General features: G+C 71.5%; 19 protein-coding genes. 10 read left to right on the top strand and 9 right to left on the bottom strand.

Features of this window, described 5'->3' with window-relative positions:
* Positions 1-417: 417 nt before the first annotated feature.
* From ACFY0P_RS34840 to ACFY0P_RS34830, 3 genes are all read right to left on the bottom strand, one after another.
* Positions 418-654, bottom strand: coding sequence for a hypothetical protein (locus ACFY0P_RS34840; RefSeq protein WP_388922365.1), 237 nt, complete (start codon positions 652-654; stop codon positions 418-420).
* A 36-nt stretch (positions 655-690) separates the two neighbouring features.
* Entirely contained in the window at positions 691-1,491 is an 801-nt protein-coding gene (locus ACFY0P_RS34835) for a helix-turn-helix domain-containing protein (protein ID WP_388922362.1), read from the bottom strand.
* A 225-nt stretch (positions 1,492-1,716) separates the two neighbouring features.
* Positions 1,717-2,157 (bottom strand): ATP-binding protein, encoded by a 441-nt coding sequence (locus ACFY0P_RS34830; protein ID WP_093501717.1) that lies wholly within the window; start codon positions 2,155-2,157, stop codon positions 1,717-1,719.
* Between the two features lie 113 nt (positions 2,158-2,270).
* Here ACFY0P_RS34830 and ACFY0P_RS34825 point away from each other — a divergent pair, with 113 nt between their 5' ends.
* The 3 genes from ACFY0P_RS34825 to ACFY0P_RS34815 are packed head-to-tail and all read left to right on the top strand — an operon-like array spanning position 2,271 to position 3,677.
* On the top strand, positions 2,271-3,086 hold the full coding sequence (locus tag ACFY0P_RS34825) for a helix-turn-helix domain-containing protein (RefSeq protein ID WP_388922359.1): 816 nt from the start codon (positions 2,271-2,273) through the stop codon (positions 3,084-3,086).
* The gene (locus tag ACFY0P_RS34820) at positions 3,083-3,268 is read left to right on the top strand and encodes a DUF397 domain-containing protein (RefSeq protein WP_388922357.1); all 186 of its coding nucleotides are present in this window, start codon (positions 3,083-3,085) and stop codon (positions 3,266-3,268) included. Before ACFY0P_RS34825 ends, ACFY0P_RS34820 begins: the two co-directional genes overlap by 4 nt.
* A gap of 34 nt (positions 3,269-3,302) precedes the next feature.
* Positions 3,303-3,677, top strand: coding sequence for a nuclear transport factor 2 family protein (locus ACFY0P_RS34815; RefSeq protein ID WP_351484064.1), 375 nt, complete (start codon positions 3,303-3,305; stop codon positions 3,675-3,677).
* 178 nt (positions 3,678-3,855) lie between these two features.
* Here ACFY0P_RS34815 and ACFY0P_RS34810 read toward each other — a convergent pair whose 3' ends face one another.
* Together ACFY0P_RS34810 and ACFY0P_RS34805 are read right to left on the bottom strand one after the other, a co-directional pair.
* Positions 3,856-4,539 (bottom strand): class I SAM-dependent methyltransferase, encoded by a 684-nt coding sequence (locus tag ACFY0P_RS34810; RefSeq protein ID WP_388922354.1) that lies wholly within the window; start codon positions 4,537-4,539, stop codon positions 3,856-3,858.
* Between the two features lie 96 nt (positions 4,540-4,635).
* On the bottom strand, positions 4,636-5,172 hold the full coding sequence (locus tag ACFY0P_RS34805; protein ID WP_388922351.1) for a TetR/AcrR family transcriptional regulator: 537 nt from the start codon (positions 5,170-5,172) through the stop codon (positions 4,636-4,638).
* A gap of 76 nt (positions 5,173-5,248) precedes the next feature.
* Between ACFY0P_RS34805 and ACFY0P_RS34800 the strand changes: the two genes are divergently transcribed.
* Genes ACFY0P_RS34800 through ACFY0P_RS34790 form a run of 3 tightly spaced genes read left to right on the top strand, consistent with a single transcriptional unit; the run spans position 5,249 to position 8,050 of the window.
* A complete protein-coding gene (locus ACFY0P_RS34800; RefSeq protein WP_388922348.1) occupies positions 5,249-6,298 on the top strand; it encodes an aldo/keto reductase in 1,050 nt (349 codons plus the stop codon).
* On the top strand, positions 6,295-7,017 hold the full coding sequence (locus ACFY0P_RS34795) for a DUF998 domain-containing protein (protein WP_388922345.1): 723 nt from the start codon (positions 6,295-6,297) through the stop codon (positions 7,015-7,017). The genes ACFY0P_RS34800 and ACFY0P_RS34795 overlap by 4 nt, the downstream gene beginning before the upstream one ends.
* 10 nt (positions 7,018-7,027) lie before the next feature.
* Positions 7,028-8,050: an SDR family oxidoreductase gene (locus tag ACFY0P_RS34790; RefSeq protein WP_388922342.1), complete on the top strand. Its 1,023-nt coding sequence runs from the start codon at positions 7,028-7,030 to the stop codon at positions 8,048-8,050.
* A gap of 97 nt (positions 8,051-8,147) precedes the next feature.
* Here the strand turns inward: ACFY0P_RS34790 and ACFY0P_RS34785 are convergent, their stop codons facing one another.
* The gene (locus ACFY0P_RS34785) at positions 8,148-10,532 is read right to left on the bottom strand and encodes a tetratricopeptide repeat protein (RefSeq protein WP_388922339.1); all 2,385 of its coding nucleotides are present in this window, start codon (positions 10,530-10,532) and stop codon (positions 8,148-8,150) included.
* A gap of 215 nt (positions 10,533-10,747) precedes the next feature.
* Here ACFY0P_RS34785 and ACFY0P_RS34780 point away from each other — a divergent pair, with 215 nt between their 5' ends.
* Both ACFY0P_RS34780 and ACFY0P_RS34775 read left to right on the top strand, forming a co-directional pair.
* Entirely contained in the window at positions 10,748-11,149 is a 402-nt protein-coding gene (locus tag ACFY0P_RS34780) for a hypothetical protein (RefSeq protein WP_388922336.1), read from the top strand.
* Between the two features lie 25 nt (positions 11,150-11,174).
* The gene (locus ACFY0P_RS34775; protein WP_388922333.1) at positions 11,175-12,881 is read left to right on the top strand and encodes an ATP-binding cassette domain-containing protein; all 1,707 of its coding nucleotides are present in this window, start codon (positions 11,175-11,177) and stop codon (positions 12,879-12,881) included.
* A 22-nt stretch (positions 12,882-12,903) separates the two neighbouring features.
* On the opposite strand, the gene ACFY0P_RS34770 is transcribed toward ACFY0P_RS34775, so the two are convergent.
* Positions 12,904-14,280, bottom strand: coding sequence for an aminotransferase class V-fold PLP-dependent enzyme (locus ACFY0P_RS34770; protein WP_388922330.1), 1,377 nt, complete (start codon positions 14,278-14,280; stop codon positions 12,904-12,906).
* Positions 14,281-14,419: 139 nt separating this feature from the next.
* On the opposite strand from ACFY0P_RS34770, the gene ACFY0P_RS34765 reads away from it, so the two are divergent.
* Positions 14,420-14,920: a DUF2165 domain-containing protein gene (locus tag ACFY0P_RS34765; RefSeq protein WP_388922326.1), complete on the top strand. Its 501-nt coding sequence runs from the start codon at positions 14,420-14,422 to the stop codon at positions 14,918-14,920.
* A 25-nt stretch (positions 14,921-14,945) separates the two neighbouring features.
* On the opposite strand, the gene ACFY0P_RS34760 is transcribed toward ACFY0P_RS34765, so the two are convergent.
* Positions 14,946-15,542, bottom strand: coding sequence for an NADPH-dependent FMN reductase (locus ACFY0P_RS34760; RefSeq protein WP_388922323.1), 597 nt, complete (start codon positions 15,540-15,542; stop codon positions 14,946-14,948).
* Between the two features lie 103 nt (positions 15,543-15,645).
* Between ACFY0P_RS34760 and ACFY0P_RS34755 the strand changes: the two genes are divergently transcribed.
* Complete coding sequence (locus ACFY0P_RS34755) at positions 15,646-16,485, top strand: helix-turn-helix domain-containing protein (RefSeq protein WP_388922320.1); 840 nt, start codon at positions 15,646-15,648, stop codon at positions 16,483-16,485.
* A gap of 214 nt (positions 16,486-16,699) precedes the next feature.
* Here the strand turns inward: ACFY0P_RS34755 and ACFY0P_RS34750 are convergent, their stop codons facing one another.
* On the bottom strand, positions 16,700-17,272 hold the full coding sequence (locus tag ACFY0P_RS34750) for a hypothetical protein (RefSeq protein ID WP_388922317.1): 573 nt from the start codon (positions 17,270-17,272) through the stop codon (positions 16,700-16,702).
* Positions 17,273-17,284 lie beyond the last annotated feature (12 nt).

The following is a 17,284-nucleotide window of genomic DNA, read 5'->3' as shown; positions in this document are numbered from 1 at the left end:
AGTTAGGTATGCGAAGTGTGGGTTGTGTGGTCCCGAGTGGTCGGCTTTCGGCCAGGTCGGACGGGGAGAGAGGGGTCAGCCGTAGACAGCCCGGCCTCCGCCTCAGCCTCCGCTCGGATCACACAGATCTCTTCAATGGCCTCGGCCGGATCCTGTTCCCCGGCATCCACGATACGTTCGAGCACGCGCAGGCGCTCGGCGCGCACCAGGCATCGTTCGATCGCCACGAACACGGCCCAGGAGGCCACGAAAGCTTGCACAGGCGCGAGGCTCCGGACGTGGAGCGCGTTCGTGGTGGCCTCGGAGAGGTGCTGAGCGAAGGCCGGGAGTCGAGCGGGAGCGAGGCTTTCGACCGCTGTCCGCAGAGCCGCAGGTGTGAGCTCCGGTGGGGGAACCGCGATTTCGCCGAGTCGGTCGTCATGCCTTGGGCAGGAAACCGCGGTCCCGCAGTTCCTGGAGGGCGGCGGCGATCTCGAACTCGCTGTCTCCGAGCTGCCCCGCCAGCGCCTGGACGCTCGTGGGGGCGCCCTTGGGCAGCGTCCTGAGGTGGAAGCCGACGCCCATCGCCATGAGGGACAGCCCCGGACAGCGGGCAAGATCGTCGTGGCCTGCGAAGATGCGGGCCTTGGCGGTGGGCCTGAACGTGTAGGTCATCAGGACGTGCCCCTTTCCTTGTGTGGGCCTCGCTGCTCAAGCAGCTCGCTCGGACCGGGCCCGGCAGTCGCGGCAGCGGCCGGGACGGGCTGACCGGAACGCCCGCTCACAGCCGTCGCACGTCTGGAGCGGATCCGGGCGCAGCGGTGCGGAAATGTCCCGCGCTGCCGCCGGAGCCGGGAGGTGAGGTGGCAACTGGCCGGCGAGGCGGTGGGCGAGGAAGGCCGCCGGGTACTTGATCGGATCCTGGGGCAGGTCGGTCGTGAGCACGCGTGCGACGGCTGTGGGCGGCACGCCACGTTCCAGCCACTGCGTGACGGCCGGTGCCAGCCGGAGCACGTCCCGTTCGCTGAGAATCAGGCGGGAGTCGTACGTGCGAAGCCCGGCGAGCAGGTCGGCGGCCGTGCGGGGAGCCCGCGGCGTCCTCGGCGGGACGGGAGCCTTCGGCTTCGGTTCGGGAGCCCGGGCGGCTTCGACGACCGCCGGGCGCGGCCTGTTGTACGAGAACGTCCGGGTCACGACCTGGCCCGACGGAAGACGTTCCTTGGTACGCAGATGGAACCCGTACCGCTCCAGCTCCCGCAGAGCCGCGGCGATCCTGATCTCGCCCTCGGGCAGCTGCTCGGCGAGCGCCTTGATGCCGACCGGGCTGCCCTCGGGCAGCGACTGGATGCAGCTCCCGATACCCCTCGCCGTGGAGGACAACTCCGGGTGCTGGAGCAGTTCGTTGCTGATCACGGTGAAGTTGCCTTCGAGGCGTTCCTTCACATGGGTGACACCGGAGTGGGAATGCCGGGTCTGGGCGGGCGCGGGCGCGCTAGGGTGCTGAACAGTCATTGGGAAGGGTCTTCTTCCTTGATGATCAGGCCCTCGCAGTGGGATGGCAGTCCCGGCGAGGGCCGAAGTATGTCTGGACTTGTCGCCGCAGACGCTGCCGTACAACTGACCCTCCACGCCAGCCGAGTTCGGCATATTCACTCCGGCGAGTGATCGCCGGGGACGGCAGGGGAGGGTTGGGTTCTTTCCCCGGTTCTTTGGTCTTTGGCGTCGGGAACGCCCGGGTCACGGGCCCCCGCGACCCGGTGCCCCCAGCTCCGCCCACACGGTCTTGCAGCCCGCCTGCGCCTCGTCCACGCCCCACCGGTCGGCATATGCCCCGACGATCAGCAGGCCTCGCCCCGATTCCCCGTCGGCGCCGGCCGGATCGTGGAGGCGCGGGACGCGGTCGCCCCGGGCGTCGGTCACCTCGATACGGAGCGTGCGGTCGGCGTACAGCCGTAGCCCCAGCCGGAAGTCCCGTCCCGCCACGCGCCCGTGCAGCACCGCGTTCGACGCCAGCTCGGCCACGACCTGCGTCGCCGCCTCCGCGAACGGTGACCTCCAGTCGTCGAGTTGGCGTTCGGTGAGCAGCCGCGCCAGTCGGGCACCTCTTCGAGTGGCGGACAGCTGAACCGTGAAGTGGTGCGTCGGGGCGATGACTTGCGGGAGGGATTTCTGGTTCATGTCACCCAGCGTGGCCGCCCGTTCCTACCCTGAACAGCAACGACCCCGGCACAGAGCGTGACTGTACGGATGCCGGTCGGGGTCGTACGGGTCGTACGCCGGAAGGGGCGGGTGTGCAGGACGAGGAGGCCGAGGCCGTACTCAGGGCGGTCGGGCGGCAGATCAAGGTGTGGCGGGAGGCCGCCGGGCTCCGGCAGGGCGAACTCGGCGCCGCCATCGGCTACAGCGAGGAGATGGTGTCGGCCGTGGAGCGTGGCCGGCGCATCCCCAAGCCAGACTTCCTGGAGAAGGCCGACGAGGTGCTGGAGGCGGGCGGAAAGCTCGCGTTCATGAAGGAGGACGTGGAGCGGGCGCGGTATCCGAAGAAGGTTCGGGATCTGGCGAAGTTGGAGGAGGAGGCCGTCGAGATGGGGGCCTACGCCAGCCATTACATCCATGGCCTGCTGCAAACACCGGAGTACGCAAGAGCGTTGTACGTGATGCGTCGCCCCTCATACACCGAGGAGGAGATCGATCAATACGTCGCGGCCCGCATGGCACGCAAGGCCGTCTTCGAACGCGTGCCCCTGGTGGCCCTCACGTTTGTCCTGGAAGAGGTGACACTGCATCGGCCGATCGGCGGAAGACTGGTCAGGCAGAGGCAGCTTGAACACCTGCTGCAGATGGGCGCGTTGCGGCACGTTGAGATCCAGGTCATGCCCACGGACCGTGAGGACCACGCGGGCATGGGCGGCCCGATTCGCCTGCTGAAGCTACGGGATGGCAAGACCATGGCCCACGAGGAAGGACAGTCCTACAACCGCCTGGTCAGTGATCCCAGGGAAGTACAGCCGCTTGAGATGCGCTATGGGATCATCCGGTCCCAGGCTCTCCCGCCCCGGGAGTCACTCGCCTTCATCGAGAAAGTGCTGGGGGAAGAAGAGACATGAACGCCCTGGAGTGGTTCAAGAGCAGCTACAGCAGCAATGAGGGCCCCGACTGCGTCGAGGTCGCCATATCCCCCGCAACCGCCACCACCGTCCACGTCCGCGACTCCAAGGACAAGGACGGCGCACGGCTCACCTTCACCGACGCCTCGTGGGTCGACTTCCTGGCGTTCGCCCGGCGTTGAGCGCCGTCCGCGGAGCGGCTGGTATGACTGGTGCATGCAGGAAGAGACCGCACAGTCCGCGATCGACACGTTCATCTCCGCGTTCAACGCCTCGGACGACAGTTATGTGACCGCCCTGCTCTCCCAGGCCCTGACCTCGGACGTGGTCTTCTGGGGGCCGCTCGGCCGCAGTGAGGGGATCGAGGCGGTCGAGCGGTTCGTGCTGGACATCCGGCGCCATCCGGCGGGGACCGGCACGATGGTGCGTTGTTCGGCGGTGGACATGCCCGACGAGTGGGCCCGGTACCAGTGGGTCTTCACCACGCCGGACGGCGGCCCTCGCCTGGCCGGAACGGACGTCGTGCACCTGCGCCGGAGCCTCATCGACCAGGTCATCGTCTTCGCCGGGGAGATCGGGTCCGCCTCCTGAGCCGTTCAAGGACGGGTTCGCCGGGCAGGCGGTGTTCACCTGCCGGTGCAGCCACGAGCCCGCGGTGCGGGAGCGGCATGATCGCATCGCCGCGGCCCGGGCCGGAGGCGACACCGTGACCGCTGCCTGTCGCGACCTCCCGCGGCTCACGGACCGGCCGCGGTGAGCCGGCCGTCCCTCAGCGCAGTCGGCGTACGCGCAGTACCAGGTCGTCTGTGTGGTGGGCGCCGGCGCCGCCGTCGGGTGCCACGCGGGGGCGCTGTTCGTGCACCTCTGCCTCCCAGTCGTCGTCGAGGAGGTCGACGACCGTCGAGGGCCACACATAGTCGGCCGGGTCGAAGTCGCTGTCGTGTGCCTGCCGGGTCTCCATCCCCGCGTGGTGCACGACCAGCAGCATGCCGCCGGGCGCGACGGCGGCGAGCAGCGCTCGCTCTGCCGCGGCGTCGGGGGTGCGCAGCAGGGCCGGGTACTGCGCTGACACCAGATCGAAGGAGGCCGGCCGGATCATCGCGTCGGTCAGCGCGGCGTGCACCCAGTCAATGGCGAGGCCCGCGTCCCGCGCGTGGCCTGCCGCCCGCTCCAGTGCCACGCCGGAGACCTCGAGCGCGGTCACGTCCCAGCCGTGCCGCGCGAGCCAGATGGCGTCCGCGCCCTCGCCGCAGCCCACGTCGAGTACCCGGCCGGGGGTGAGCCCGGCTACCTCGGTCACGAGCGCACCGTTGGGCCGGCCGCTCCACAACTGCTGTCGTTCGGAGTACCGGTTGTCCCATTCCGCCCGCACCGCGGGGTCCCCGAGATATCCGTCGGCAGGCCCGGGGATGCCGGACGCGGGTGATTCTTCTGCGATGTCGTTGTCGGCCACGGGCCCACCGTCGCCCAGCCGGGTCCCGGTCTGCCACTTCTGTTGCCGGTCCGGCAAAACGGCGGTCTGTCGCGCCGCATCCGCACGCTGACGTGTCTACCGGTGCGTGCTCAGGCCGTCGAGGATGAGCCCGAGCATGCGGGGGGCCCGGTCCTCAGGGGTGGACGCGGCGCGCCAGAGCGCTCCGGTGAGCTGGAGGAAATCGGCGGGGTCGGCGTCCTGGCGGATGGTGCCGTCCTTCTTGCCGGCGTCCAGGAGCTGGGTGAGGGCGGCGATGACGGGGCCGTAGCTCTCCTCGGCGATCGCCTGGTGCGCCCCGGCGCTGAGGGCGTCACCCAGGCCGTGCTTCTTGCGCATGGCTTCGACCAGGTCGGTCGTCCAGTGGCGCAGCGCTTCCAGCGGCGGCATCTCGGCCAGCAGGTCCGGCACGGTGCCGGTGATGCGTGCCACCTCGTCCTGGTACACGGCCAGCACCAGGGCCTCGCGGGTGGGGAAGTTGCGGTACAGCGTGCCCGCCCCGACTCCGGCGCGCTGGGCCACCTGGTTCATCGAGGCGTTGCCGTCCTCGCCGAACGCCTCGCGGGCGGCCGCGAGGATGCGTGCCCGGTTCTCGCGAGCGTCTGAACGGACCACGGGACCTCACCTTGCTAAGTGGAGAACTCTCCACTACGTTATTCGGAGAGCTCTCCACTTACTTTAGAGGGGCGTCATGCACTACATCAAGCTCGGCACCACAGGCCTGGACGTGTCCCCGATCGCGATCGGCGCGATGACCTACGGCGAGCCCGACCGCGGGCACCCCGTCTGGTCGAAGGGCGAGCAGGAGGCCCGGCCGCTCGTCCGGCACGCGGTGGAGGCGGGGATCAACTTCTTCGACACCGCGAACCTGTACTCCAACGGTTCCAGCGAGGAGATCCTCGGCCGCGCGCTGAAGGACTACGCCGACCGCGACGCCGTGGTCATCGCCACGAAGCTGCGCCACCCGATGCGCCTCGGCCCGAACGGACGGGGACTGTCACGCAAAGCGATCATGACCGAGGTCGACCACTCCCTGCGCCGCCTGGGAACCGACTACATCGACCTCTACCAGATCCACCGCAACGACCACTCCACCCCCTGGGAGGAGACGCTCGAAGCACTCAACGACCTCGTGAAGGCCGGCAAGGTCCGCTACCTCGGTGCCTCCTCCATGCACGCATGGGAGTTCGCGAAGGCCCTGCACCTGCAGAAGCAGAACGGCTGGGCGCGTTTCGTGTCGATGCAGAACCACTACAACCTCCTCGCCCGCGAGGAGGAGCGCGAAATGATCCCGCTGTGCCTGGACGAGGGTGTCGGCACGGTCATCTGGTCCCCCCTGGCGCGCGGACGCCTGGCCCGCGGGTGGGACGACGCCCGCGCCACAGCGCGCGCCGAGACGGACGGAGCGTACGCGGACCTGCTCTACTCGCCCGAGCAGGAGGCGTCCAACAAGGCGATCGTCGACGCGGTCGGGCAGGTGGCGGACGCGCGCGGCGTCACCCGTGCGCAGGTCGCACTCGCCTGGCTGCGACGTCAGCCGGTCGTCACCGCACCGCTGGTCGGCGCCGGCTCGATCCGGCAGATCGACGAGGCGGTGGCCTCCCTGGACGTCGAGCTCACCGACGACGAGGTGCGCGCCCTGGAGGCCCCGTACACGCCGCGGTACGACTGGCAGGGTGTCTCGGACGAGGCCGAGCTGGAGGCCATCCGCCGGCGCGTCCCCGGCATGGCCCTGTCATGAAGCCCATCGTCCGCTCCGGCGCTGCCGCCCACGCCGGAGCCCTCCTCATCCTCCTCGGCCCGCTCGTGTCCTGGCTCGCCGAGTTCATCACCGCCGCCGCCTGGCAGGACCCGCCGTACTCACCCCTCTACAACTGGGTCAGTCACCTCGGCCTGACCGGTCCGGCCCAGACCGCGTTCGGTCAGGTCGCGAACTCCCCCCTCGGAGCCGTCATGGACACCGGCTGGGTCCTCTACGGCATCCTTCTGATCGTCGGCTCGTTCCTCGTGTTCGACCCACGCAGGGGCACCCGCCCGGTCATCGTCCTGGCTCTCGCCGTCCTCGCCGGTATCGGAGTCGCACTCGTCGGCACCGTCCAGGGCTCCAACGCCAACGTCCACAACGGCCTCATCGCGTTCCACACCCTCGGCGCGCAGACCGTCATGATCGCCGGCAACATCATGGCGATCGTCGTCGGAGCCGACGGAGCCCGCACCGGTCTCGGCAGGCGCCGGTCGGTCGCGAGCGTCGCACTCGGCACCTTCGGACTGATCGCGTTCCCGCTCTTCATGGCCGACGTCCTCACCGGCTGGATGTGGAACGTCGGCATGTTCGAGCGTGCCGTGATCTACCCGATCATGATCGGCCACGCCCTCCTCGGAAGCGGCCTGGCCGCTTCCGCCCCGCGTCGTCACGCGACGCGCCCGCTGCCCCCTTTCGATGCGCACGTCGCGCGCTGAGGAGCCACAGATGACACAGGTACTGGTCACCGGAGGAACAGGATTCATCGGCAGCTGGTGCGTCCTGACCCTGCTCGAAGCCGGACACACCGTACGCACCACGGTCCGCGACCTGCGGCGTGAACCGGCACTGCGCTCCTGGCTCCACGCGGCCGGTCCGTTCGACGACGACCGCCTCACGGTGGTACGCGCCGACCTCGAACACCCCGAGGACTGGGACGACGCCGTCGCCGACTGCGACTACGTCCTGCACGTCGCCTCCCCGACGCTGCGTCACACCCCGGCGAACGACGACGACCTGGTCGTCCCGGCACGGGAGGGCGTCGTACGAGTGCTGCGCGCCGCCCGTGACGCCAAAGTCCGCCGGGTCGTCCTCACCAGTGCCTTCGGCGCCATCGGGATCGGGCACCCCCCGCGCTCGACCCCGTTCACCGAGGGGGACTGGACCGACGTCGACAGCGACATCCCGCCCTACCAGCGCTCCAAGACCCTGGCCGAGCGCGCCGCCTGGCAGTTCGTCGAAGAGGAAGGTGATGGTCTGGAGCTGGCAGCGGTGCATCCCGTGGGCGTCTTCGGCCCCCTGCTCGGCCCGGACGACCCGCCGTCCCTGCGTCTGGTGCGCAGAATGCTCGAAGGACGGGTTCCGGCGTGCCCGCCCTTCGGAATGGGCTACGTGGACGTGCGCGACGTCGCCGACCTGCACGTGCGCGCGATGACCGATCCGGCAGCCGCCGGCGAACGCTTCCTCGCCGTCGCCGGGCACAGCCTGCGCGTCGTCGAGATAGCCCGCATACTGCGTGACCGCCTGGGTGAGCGCGCCGCGAAGGCCCCGACCCGCGAACTGCCCGTCCGGCTCACCCGCGCGCTGGGTGTCGTGAACCCGGAACTGCGACTGCTCAGGCACCAGCTCGGCCGCGATCTCGACGCCACGAGCGCCAAGGCCGAGCGACTCCTGGGGTGGCGGGCCCGGCCGATCGAGGACACCATCGCCGAGACCGCCGAGAGTCTCCTCGCACACGGCATCGGCCGATGACCGGGACGGCAGCGCGCCTCCATGGATGCGCAGCGTCTGGACAGAACAGACCTGCCCACCAAGGCCATGAACACGACCTCCAGGAGCCGACCGGTGTTCACAGGGCGATGTGCTGACGGATCGCGGCCCGGTGTTCCAGGGCCCAGGGGTAGTCCGGTTGCAGGGCGATGGCGTGGTCCAGGTCGGTGAGGCCCTCCTCGTGGCGGCCCAGGTTGGACAGGGACACGCCTCGGCTCGCGTAGGCGTACGCGTACTCGGGGTCGAGTTCGAGGGCGCGGTCGTAGTCGGCCAGGGCCTCCTCGTCACGGCCGGCGACGCGCAGCGCGTCGCCGCGTTCACAGCGGCCCCAGGCCCAGTCGGGCTGCAGGGCGAGGGCGCGGTCGAGGTCGGCGAGGCGGCGGGCCGTGTCGTCGAGTCCGCGCCAGACGCGGGAGCGGCGGGCCAGGGCCCAGGCGTAGTCCGGCTTGAGGGCCAGCGCACGGTCGAAGTCGGCGAGGGCCGCGTCGAGGTCGCCGTGGCGTTCGTGGGCGGCGCCGCGGGAGGCCCAGGCGAACTCGCTGGTGGGGTTGCGTCTGATCCCCTCGCTGAGGTCGGCCACCGCTTCGTCGTGGTGGCGGGCCAGCCGGTGGTGCTCGCCGCGCAGGATGACGTTCCACGGGTTGTCCGGCTCCAGTTCCAGCACCCGGTCGAGGTCGGCGAGCGCGCCCTCGTAATCGCCCGTCCCGCCCCGGGTGACGGCCCGGCCGCGGTGGGCCCGCACCAGGGCCGGGTCCAGGGCGAGGGCGCGGCCGTAGTCCTCCAGGGCCTGCTCGTGCGCGCCGTCCCGGGCGAGCGCGTCGGCGCGCAGCGCCCAGGCCGTCGCCCGCCACGGCTCGTCGCCCCGGGCGCGGCCGAGCAGCAGCCGGAGCAGTCCGGCGAGCCCGCCCCCGGCGAGCGCCTCGGAGAGGTCGGCGCCCCAGGTCCGTACGGCCTCGGCGTCCGCGTCCTCGCCCGCCTCGGCCAGGAGCCGCACCCAGGGCCGTACCGCGTCGTCGCCGTACACGCAGGCGGTGACGAGGTCCGCGAGGACGGCCGGCAGCGCGGCGCGGGGCCGCGCGCACAGCAGGTGGTACGACTCGCCGAGCCGCAGCTCCCGCCATTCCTCGTCGGCCCACGGCTCCTCGGGCCGCACGTCGGTCTCGGCCTCCGCGCGCCGTCTGCCGTACGCCTCGGCGAGCCGGGTGTGCCGTTCTGCCCAGCCCCGGGGCGAGCGCAGCCGCTGGAGCCGGAGCATCGGGGCCCGGACGACGCCGTGGTAGCGCATCCGGCCCCCGCGCTCGTCGACGAACGGCATGCCTCTCAGCCAGGCGAAGAGTACGTCGGACTGGTCCTCGGAGCCTTCCACGACGGAGCGGAACAGGTCCTCGTCGAGCTGCCGGGGCAGCGCGCCCGCCAGCGCGGCGGCTCTGCGTACGGGGTCCCGCTCCCACTTCAGGAAGCGGTCGACCGCCGTGGCACTGGGATCGCCGACCTCCGCGGGGCCGACGGGCCCGGACTCGGCCAGGGTGGAGACGAGCACCGGCAACCCGCCCGTCAGCCGCAGCACCTCCGCGACCACCGGCTCGTCCCGCACCCCCTTGTCGGCGAGCAGTCCCCGGGCCTCCGCCTCCGTGAACGGGCGGAGCGGCAGGTCCGTCCTGAAGTCCGCGAAGCTGCCCCAGCGGGCCGTGTCGAAGGGGCGCTGGCCGGAGGTGACCACGACGACGTTGGCGGGCACGGCGCCGTACCGGTCGGTGGTCATCACGTCGTGCAGCCAGGGGTCGAGGAAGGGGCCGGTGCGCTCGTAGGTGTCGAGGAGGAGGACGATCCAGGGGGCGGTGTCGGCGGCGCCCGCCAGTTCCGTCAGCAGCAGGGGGGTCAGCACCCGCTCGGGGGACAGCACCAGCTGCACGTCCTCCTGACTGCGGAAGCGGGCCCGGAGCCGGTCGGCGCCCTGGGCGAGCCGGTCGGTGTCCAGGGCGACGGCGAACGCGCCGGCCACCGGGACCATCCCCAGCCCCACCTGTGCCGCCCGCGCCACCGCCAGACTCCCCGCCGACGGCCCCTCCCGCTCCTCGGCGCCGCCCAGCACCAGAGCGGACTCCGCCTCGTGCCGCCGCTCCCTGTAGACGGCCAGCAACCGCTCCAGCTCCTTGAACCGCCGCCCCTGGGCCGCGAACTGACGGGCCACGGCCGCCATCGCCTCGGGTACCCCGGCCACGCCCTCGTCGACGTACGCGGTCAGCGCTCCGGCCTCCCGGGCGATCTGCTCCAACTCCCTGACCAGACGGGTCTTCCCGACGCCCGCCGCACCGTGCACATGGAACAGGAACCGGTGCCGCTCGTCCTCCGGCGGCAGCTGGAGGTTCCGCCGGAACGCGGCCCGCTCCTCGACCCGCCCGACGAACCCGGCCCTCCGGCGCCGCCCGATCAGCTCCTGCATCGACGGCCGTGTCGACCCCATCCACGCCTCCCCCGCAGTCGGCCCACAGTGAGTCTGGCAGAGACCCCCCTGCGCCCGGACGGAGCCTCCGGGTCGACGACTTGACGGGGGTGTCGATCACTGGCTGGTTTTGGTCTCTTGCCCGGAGCTTCTGATGACTCCTATTTTTTGAGCGACTGCTCAAACACTGGGAAAAGCGCCTCCCTCCTGGACATCTTCAAACGAGAGAAGAAGGCATGACCGGCAACAGACGCGCCTGGCTGCTCTTCACCGGATGGCTTCTGACGGGGGCCTGCTACTTGCTCGCCCTCGTCACCGTCCTGTCGATCGGGATCTTCATCCTGCCGATCCCCGTCGCCGGCACCGTCGTGCTGGCCACGCGTCGGGACACCCGTCCGGGCCTGCCCGGCCTGCTGTCGGGGGCGAGCCTGCCGCTGTTCCTGCTCGCCTACCTCAACCGGCACGGCCCCGGCACCTACTGCACCGCCTCGGCCGGCGGCAGCAGTTGCACCGAGGGCCTGCTCAACCCTTGGCTCCTGCTGGCTGCCGGCCTGCTCGCCCTCGGCGCCGGACCTGCACTGCTCCTCGCGATCCGACGACGGCCGGTGCACGGCTCCGTGCCGCGCCCCTCCCCGTAGCGGGCCCACCTGACATGCTGCCCCCATGTCGACACCGCCCCCGCTCCCGCCCACGGCCGTCGAGGCTCCCGTCCCCTCCGTCAACGGCCTGCGCCTGCGGGCGCGTCGGGTGAGCCGGGAGGTTCGTGGAGGTGGGCGGATACTGAACGACATATCCATCGATGTCGCTCCCGGGCAGCTCACGGTGATCGCCGGGAGCAGCGGTGCGGGCAAGACCGTGCTGTTGCAGACGCTGGCCGGGCTGAGCGCGCCGAGCGGCGGCGACGTGCTGCACGACGGGGCACGCCCCGGGCCGCCCGGGCCGGACTTCGGGTTCGTCCCGCAGGACGACATCATCCACCGCGAACTGCCGCTGCGCCGCACGCTGGTGTACGCGGCGGGCCTGCGGATGGCTCCGGGGACGCCGGCCGGGACCGTGCTGGAAACCGTCGACCGGGTACTGGACACGCTCGGTCTGGCGGAGCGGGCGGAGACGCCGGTGCGCGCACTGAGCGGCGGGGAACGCAAACGGGCCAGTATCGCGGTCGAGTTGCTCACCCGTCCCCGGGTGCTCTTCCTCGACGAGCCGACGTCCGGGCTCGACCCGGTCACCGGCGCGGCCCTGCTGCGCACCCTGCGGGCGCTGGCCGAGGACGGCACCACCGTCGTGCTGACCACGCACGTCCTCGCCGATCTGCTCCGCGCCGACCAGGTCGTGTTCCTCTCCGCCGGCGGCGAGGTCGCGTACGCGGGTGAACCGTCCGCCCTGTTCGAGGCCTTCGGGGTCGGCACCGTGGAGGAGGTGTACGAGGCGGTGGCGGGCGGCGCACGCGTCGAACGGGCCGTACCCGAGGACGACGGGCCTGCCGACGCCCCGTCATCGTCCGTGCGGCCGCCGCGGGTCGGCGCCCTGCGTCAGTGGGCGCTGCTGACCCGACGCGGTACTGCGCTGATGCTGCACAACCGGCTCTCGGCCGCCGTCCTGGCGGGCTCGCCGGTGATGATCGTCGCGATGTTCGCGGTGCTGTTCCGGGCCGGCGCGTTCGATCCGGCGGCACCGGATCCGGGGTCCTCGGCGATGATCATGTTCTGGATCGCGTTCGGCGCGTTCTTCTTCGGGCTGACGTACGGCCTGCTCCAGATCTGCACCGAACTGCCGGTGCTGCGCCGGGAGTGGCTCGCGGGGCTGCGGATCGGCCCGTACGTCGCCTCGAAGCTGACGACGATGCTGCCGGTGCTCGCGGTCGCCGACGCGCTGTTGCTGACCGTGCTGCGGGCCCTTGACCGGCTGCCGGCGGCCGGCTGGGACACGTACGGATCGCTGTTCGTGTCGAGCGTGCTGGCCTCGGCCGCCGCCCTCGCGCTGGGGCTGCTGGCGTCGGCGGCGGTGTCGGAGCCGGGGCAGGCGACGCTGATGCTGCCGTTGCTCTGCTTCCCCCAGGTGCTGTTCTCGGGCGCCTTCGTGCCGGTGCCCCGGATGACGGTGGCCGGGAAGGCGATCAGCTGGGCGATGACCAACCGCTGGGCGTTCGAGGCACTGGGCAGCGGGGTGGGGCTTGAGTCGTTGTGGCGGGCGGGCCGCTCGCCGCTCGGTCCGCCGCTGCTGGCGTCGTACGGGGATTCGTTCGGGCACCCGGCGAGCCGCGGGTGGGTGATCCTGGCGGGGTTCGCGCTGGCGTTCCTGGCCTGGACGTGGGTGATCCTGGTGCGCAAGTGCCGGGACGGGGCGGCGAGGAGCCGGGCGGGGCACTGACCTCCGGTGGGTTGGCGCGGGCTCAGCAGCTCTCCCGCGCGGCCAGCCCGGTCACCGTCGGCACCCGGTCCCGGTAGGTCTCCGTCACGAACGCCAGGAACGTCTCGATGTCCCTGGGCTGGGACGACACCCCCAGGGACACCCGGACGGCGCCCGCCGACGGCAGCTCCAGCAGCTCCAAGTACTCGTCCAGCGAAGCGACCTGCGCGTCGGCCGCCGAGAGCAGCCGGGTCAGCGGCAGGTCGAACGCCTCCTCTCCGGCGCCCGGATTGCAGAAGCAGCCTGTGCGCAGGGATATGCCGTGGGCGGCGCTGTCACGCGTGACGACGCGTTCGTCGACGATCCGGCCGTCCGCCCCGAGCACGTTCAGCGCGACGGTGCCGCCGCGGGCCCCGTCGGCGCGGTCGGTGCCGTACACGCGCACCAGCGGTGAGCCGTCGCTGTGCCGCAACGCCGCAAGGCCGCCGAGGAGTTGGCCGGTGAGGGCGGTGACATGGGCGTGTACGCGGTCCATGCCGATGCCGTCGATCCAGGCGAGTCCCGCCGTCACGTCGGGCAGGGACAGGAAGTTGACCGTGCCGTCCTCGAACGCTGCCTCGTCGGCGGCGAGGACGTGCCACTGGGCCTGAGCGCTGACGGCGTAGATGGTGCCGCCCGAGAACCAGGGGCGGCGCAGCCTGGCGAGGGCCTCGCGGCGGGCGATCAGACTGCCGATGCCGGTGGGGTGCCCGAAGACCTTGTACCAGCTGACGGCGGTGAAGTCCGGGTGGTGGCGGCTCAGGTCCAGGACGTTGGTCGGGGCGAAGGCCGCCGCGTCGAGCAGGACGTCGTAGCCGTGCGACCGGGCGGCGGCGATCCAGTCCAGTGAGTGCTGGACGCCGGTGAAGTTGCTCTGCGCCGGGTAGGCGAGCAGGCCGCCGGCGCCCCGGCGCGGGCCGGACGGGGACAGAGCGGCGCGCAGCCGCCCCTCGTCGATGTGCAGGCCCGGCACGTACACGGTCGTGGCGCCCCGCGCCCGCGCGTACTCCCTCAGGCCGTTGACCGAGTTGTGGTTGTCGAGGGACATGACGAGCCTGCTGTCGCGGGTGAAGGGGTACGCCTCACCGACCAGGCGCAGGGCCCCGGTCGCGTTGGGGGTGAAGATCACGGCGTACTCGTCGGGGTCCGCGTTGAAGTGGCGGAGCACCGCCTGCCGGGCCTCGGCCAGCAGGAGTCCGGAGGCACGGGAGGCCGGGCTCTCGGAGTGCGGGTTGCCGAACAGCCCGCCGGTGATCCGCCGGGCGCTGCCCATGACGAGGGAGCGCGGGGGAAGTCCGGCGCCGGTGTGGTCGAGGTAGGTGTGGCCGCCCTCGTCGAGGTAGCCGAACTCGCGCGTCCGCAACTCCGCGAAGCCGTCCACGAGACCCCCTTCGCACTTCGCACGAAACTTCGACCAAGGTACCCGCGTGCGAGCTGGTTGCCGCGGCGCCACGACGTCAGGGCGCCCGGCAACCGCCGAACAGGGGGTGTGAACGGCCGAGTTGGGGAAGGACGGTGACATGTCCGCCTCCCACGCGCCTCGTGCGCTCTCGCTTGCCGCTGCCGTTCTGACCGGAACGGTCGCTCTCTACATCGCCCTCGTCGCCTTCGGGAACATCACCGACTTCGGCACCAACCAGGCCTTCGTCCAGCATGTGCTGGCCATGGACACGACGTTCAAGGACGACGACCTGATGTGGCGGGCCGTCACGAACAAGGGGCTCGAGAACACCGCCTACGTCCTCATCATCGTGTGGGAGACGCTGGCCGCGCTCGTGCTGATCGCCGGCACCTGGTTCTGGGCACGCCGTGACAACGTTCGCGCGCGGCGCGTCTCCACCTACGGTCTGCTGATGCTCGTGCTGCTCTTCGGCGCCGGGTTCATCGGGATCGGCGGTGAGTGGTTCTCCATGTGGCAGTCCAAGACGTGGAACGGGCTGGACGCCGCGACCCGGGTGCTGGTCCTCACCGGGCTCGCGCTGATCGTCGTGCAGGTGAGCCCCGCGGACCAGGAGGGCTGATCAGGAGGCCTGATCACGAGGTTCGTCAGGAGGGATAGGGAGCCGCCTCGCGGCCCGCGCGGAGGACGGCCGTCCACCAGGCCAGCTGGTCGAGGAGAGCCTTGGCGTACCCGGCGGCCCCGGGATCCAGGGGGCGGCCGTCCTGCCACGCGGTGAAGTAGTTCGGGAAGGCCAGGCCGTCCCGGACGGTGACCGCGTGCAACTCCGTGAGCACGTTCTCCAGATGCAGCACCGCGTGCCTGCCCCCTGCCGCACCGCCGTAGCTGACGAACGCGACCGGCTTCGCCGTCCACTGGGTGAAGTGCCAGTCGACGGCCGCCTTCAGCGAGGCCGGATAGCTGTGGTTGTACTCGGGGGTGACGATGACGAACGCGTCCGCCGACGTCAGGGCCCTCGTCAGTGCGCTCATTCCGGCCGGGCGGGGGTAGGCGTCGCCCGCGTGCTTCGGTGACTCCGACGGCAACGTCAACGGGATGTCGTACGCCGCAAGGTCCACGATCTCCACCCCGAAGTCGCCGTGCGCGGAGGCCTGTTCGGCCATCCAGTCGGCCACCACAGGGCCGAACCGGCCCTCCCTGACGCTGCCCACGAGAATCACCAGCTTGTGTGTGTCGTTGTCCATGGCCGTCAGCCTGCGACCGCCGCGGCGGCGCAGCCAGACCGCGCTCAGGCTGGCCCCCGCAGGGCCACGCTGCGGGGGCTCCGGCCCGCCTATCCTCGGCCGTATGGGCACACCGCTGGGGGACTTCGTCCGGGCGAAGCGTGACAGTATCCAGCCGGAGGCGCTGGGACTGCCGGAGCGCGGGCGGCGCCGGTCGCCGGGGCTGCGGCGGCTCGACCTCGCCAACCGGGCCGGTGTGAGCGTGGAGTACCTGACGCGCATCGAGCAGGGCCGGGACCGCAATCCGTCGGTGGCCGTCGTGAACGCCCTGGCGGACGCCCTCAGCCTCGATCCCGCCGAGCGTGCCCACCTCCGCTACCTCGCGAAGATCACCGGCGGTGAGTGCGTGGCGCATCCGCGGCCGGCCCCGCCGCGGCGCGAGGTGCGACCGGCCGTCCTGGAGACCCTCCGCCTGCTCGAGCCCGGCCTCGCCCTGGTCACCAACCGGCTCGGCGACATCCTCGCCCGCACCGGTGCGTACGAGGCGTTGATGGGCGGGACCGGGCTCCTGGACGCCGAGGCGCCCAATCTCACCCGGTACGTCTTCACCGACCCCCGCGCGCGGGAGCTCTTCGCCGACTGGGACGCCGTCGCCGACGAGCAGGCTTTCGACCTGTGGCTCGGGCCCTCGGTGGAGAACAGCGAGTGGTTCACGGCGGAACTGGCACCCGTCGCCGGGGCGGACTTCACCGGGCGGCTCAACCGGCACGTCGTTCCGGCCCGTGGGGTCCTGCGGCTGCGGCACCCGTCGGGGGCCGGGCTTCGGCTGCGGCGCCAGGCGCTCGACATCACCGAGGACGCGCAGCAGCTGGTCGTCCTCCTGCCCGCAGACGAGGAGACGGCCGAGGCGGTCGAGCGGCTCCGGCGAGCCCGGCGGCTCCCCGCCCTCCGCGCCATCTCCTGACCGCCACCCGGCCACCGCCGCCCCGGCGGCTGCACGGCACTCCGTCATCCCCGCGCTGTTCGCCACCCCCGGCGGCTACCGGAATGCACAGAGCGGTCCCGGCACAGCGCGACGAAACGGGAAGGCACGGATTCCCGGCCGAACCCCGTGCCGCGTAGCGGCACAGCGACGATCGAGAAGGCCGGAATCCTCGGGCCTCGGCCCGAGGTGCAGGTCAATTCACCACCGTCACCTTGGTGTTCGGCTCCGTGCCGAACGTCCACAGGGCCGCGCCGTCCGCCGTGTGCATCCGGATGCCGCTGGTCTGCTTGCCCGCGGCGGGCGGCGGGGAGGAGCCGTCGACCGCGTTGGAGAAGGCGATCGACAGCCCCGACTTGGACGCGAAGTAGAGAATGTGCTCGATCTGGACGCCGTCCGAGCCGGTCGTGGCCGACAGGGTCTTGGAGATCGTGTAGGTGCCGGGATCGGGAGCGACCGTCCCCGGCCACACCGTGAACGTGCGGGTCGCCTTGCCGCTCGCGTCGACCGTCCACACCCGCTTGGCGCCGAGCGAGTAGACGATCCGGCGGCCGGTGCCGGAGGCCGCCGGTACGGCGGGCGCCTTCGCCCTGGCCGTCGGTGACGCGGAGGGGTGGGCGCCCGCCGACGCGCTCGCCGACGGGCGGACCGCCGCGGCCGTGGGGTGGGGCCCCTTGTCGGCCTGTACGGCGAGGAGGACGACGGCCACCGTCGCCCCCGCCGTCAGACCGGTGACCCAGACCCAGGAGGGCAGCAGTCGGGCAGCCACGGGTACGCATCT

It is taken from the genome of Streptomyces sp. NPDC001714 (assembly GCF_042892755.1).
GTDB lineage: Bacteria > Actinomycetota > Actinomycetes > Streptomycetales > Streptomycetaceae > Streptomyces.
This window is presented reverse-complemented; position numbering and strand designations above follow the sequence as displayed.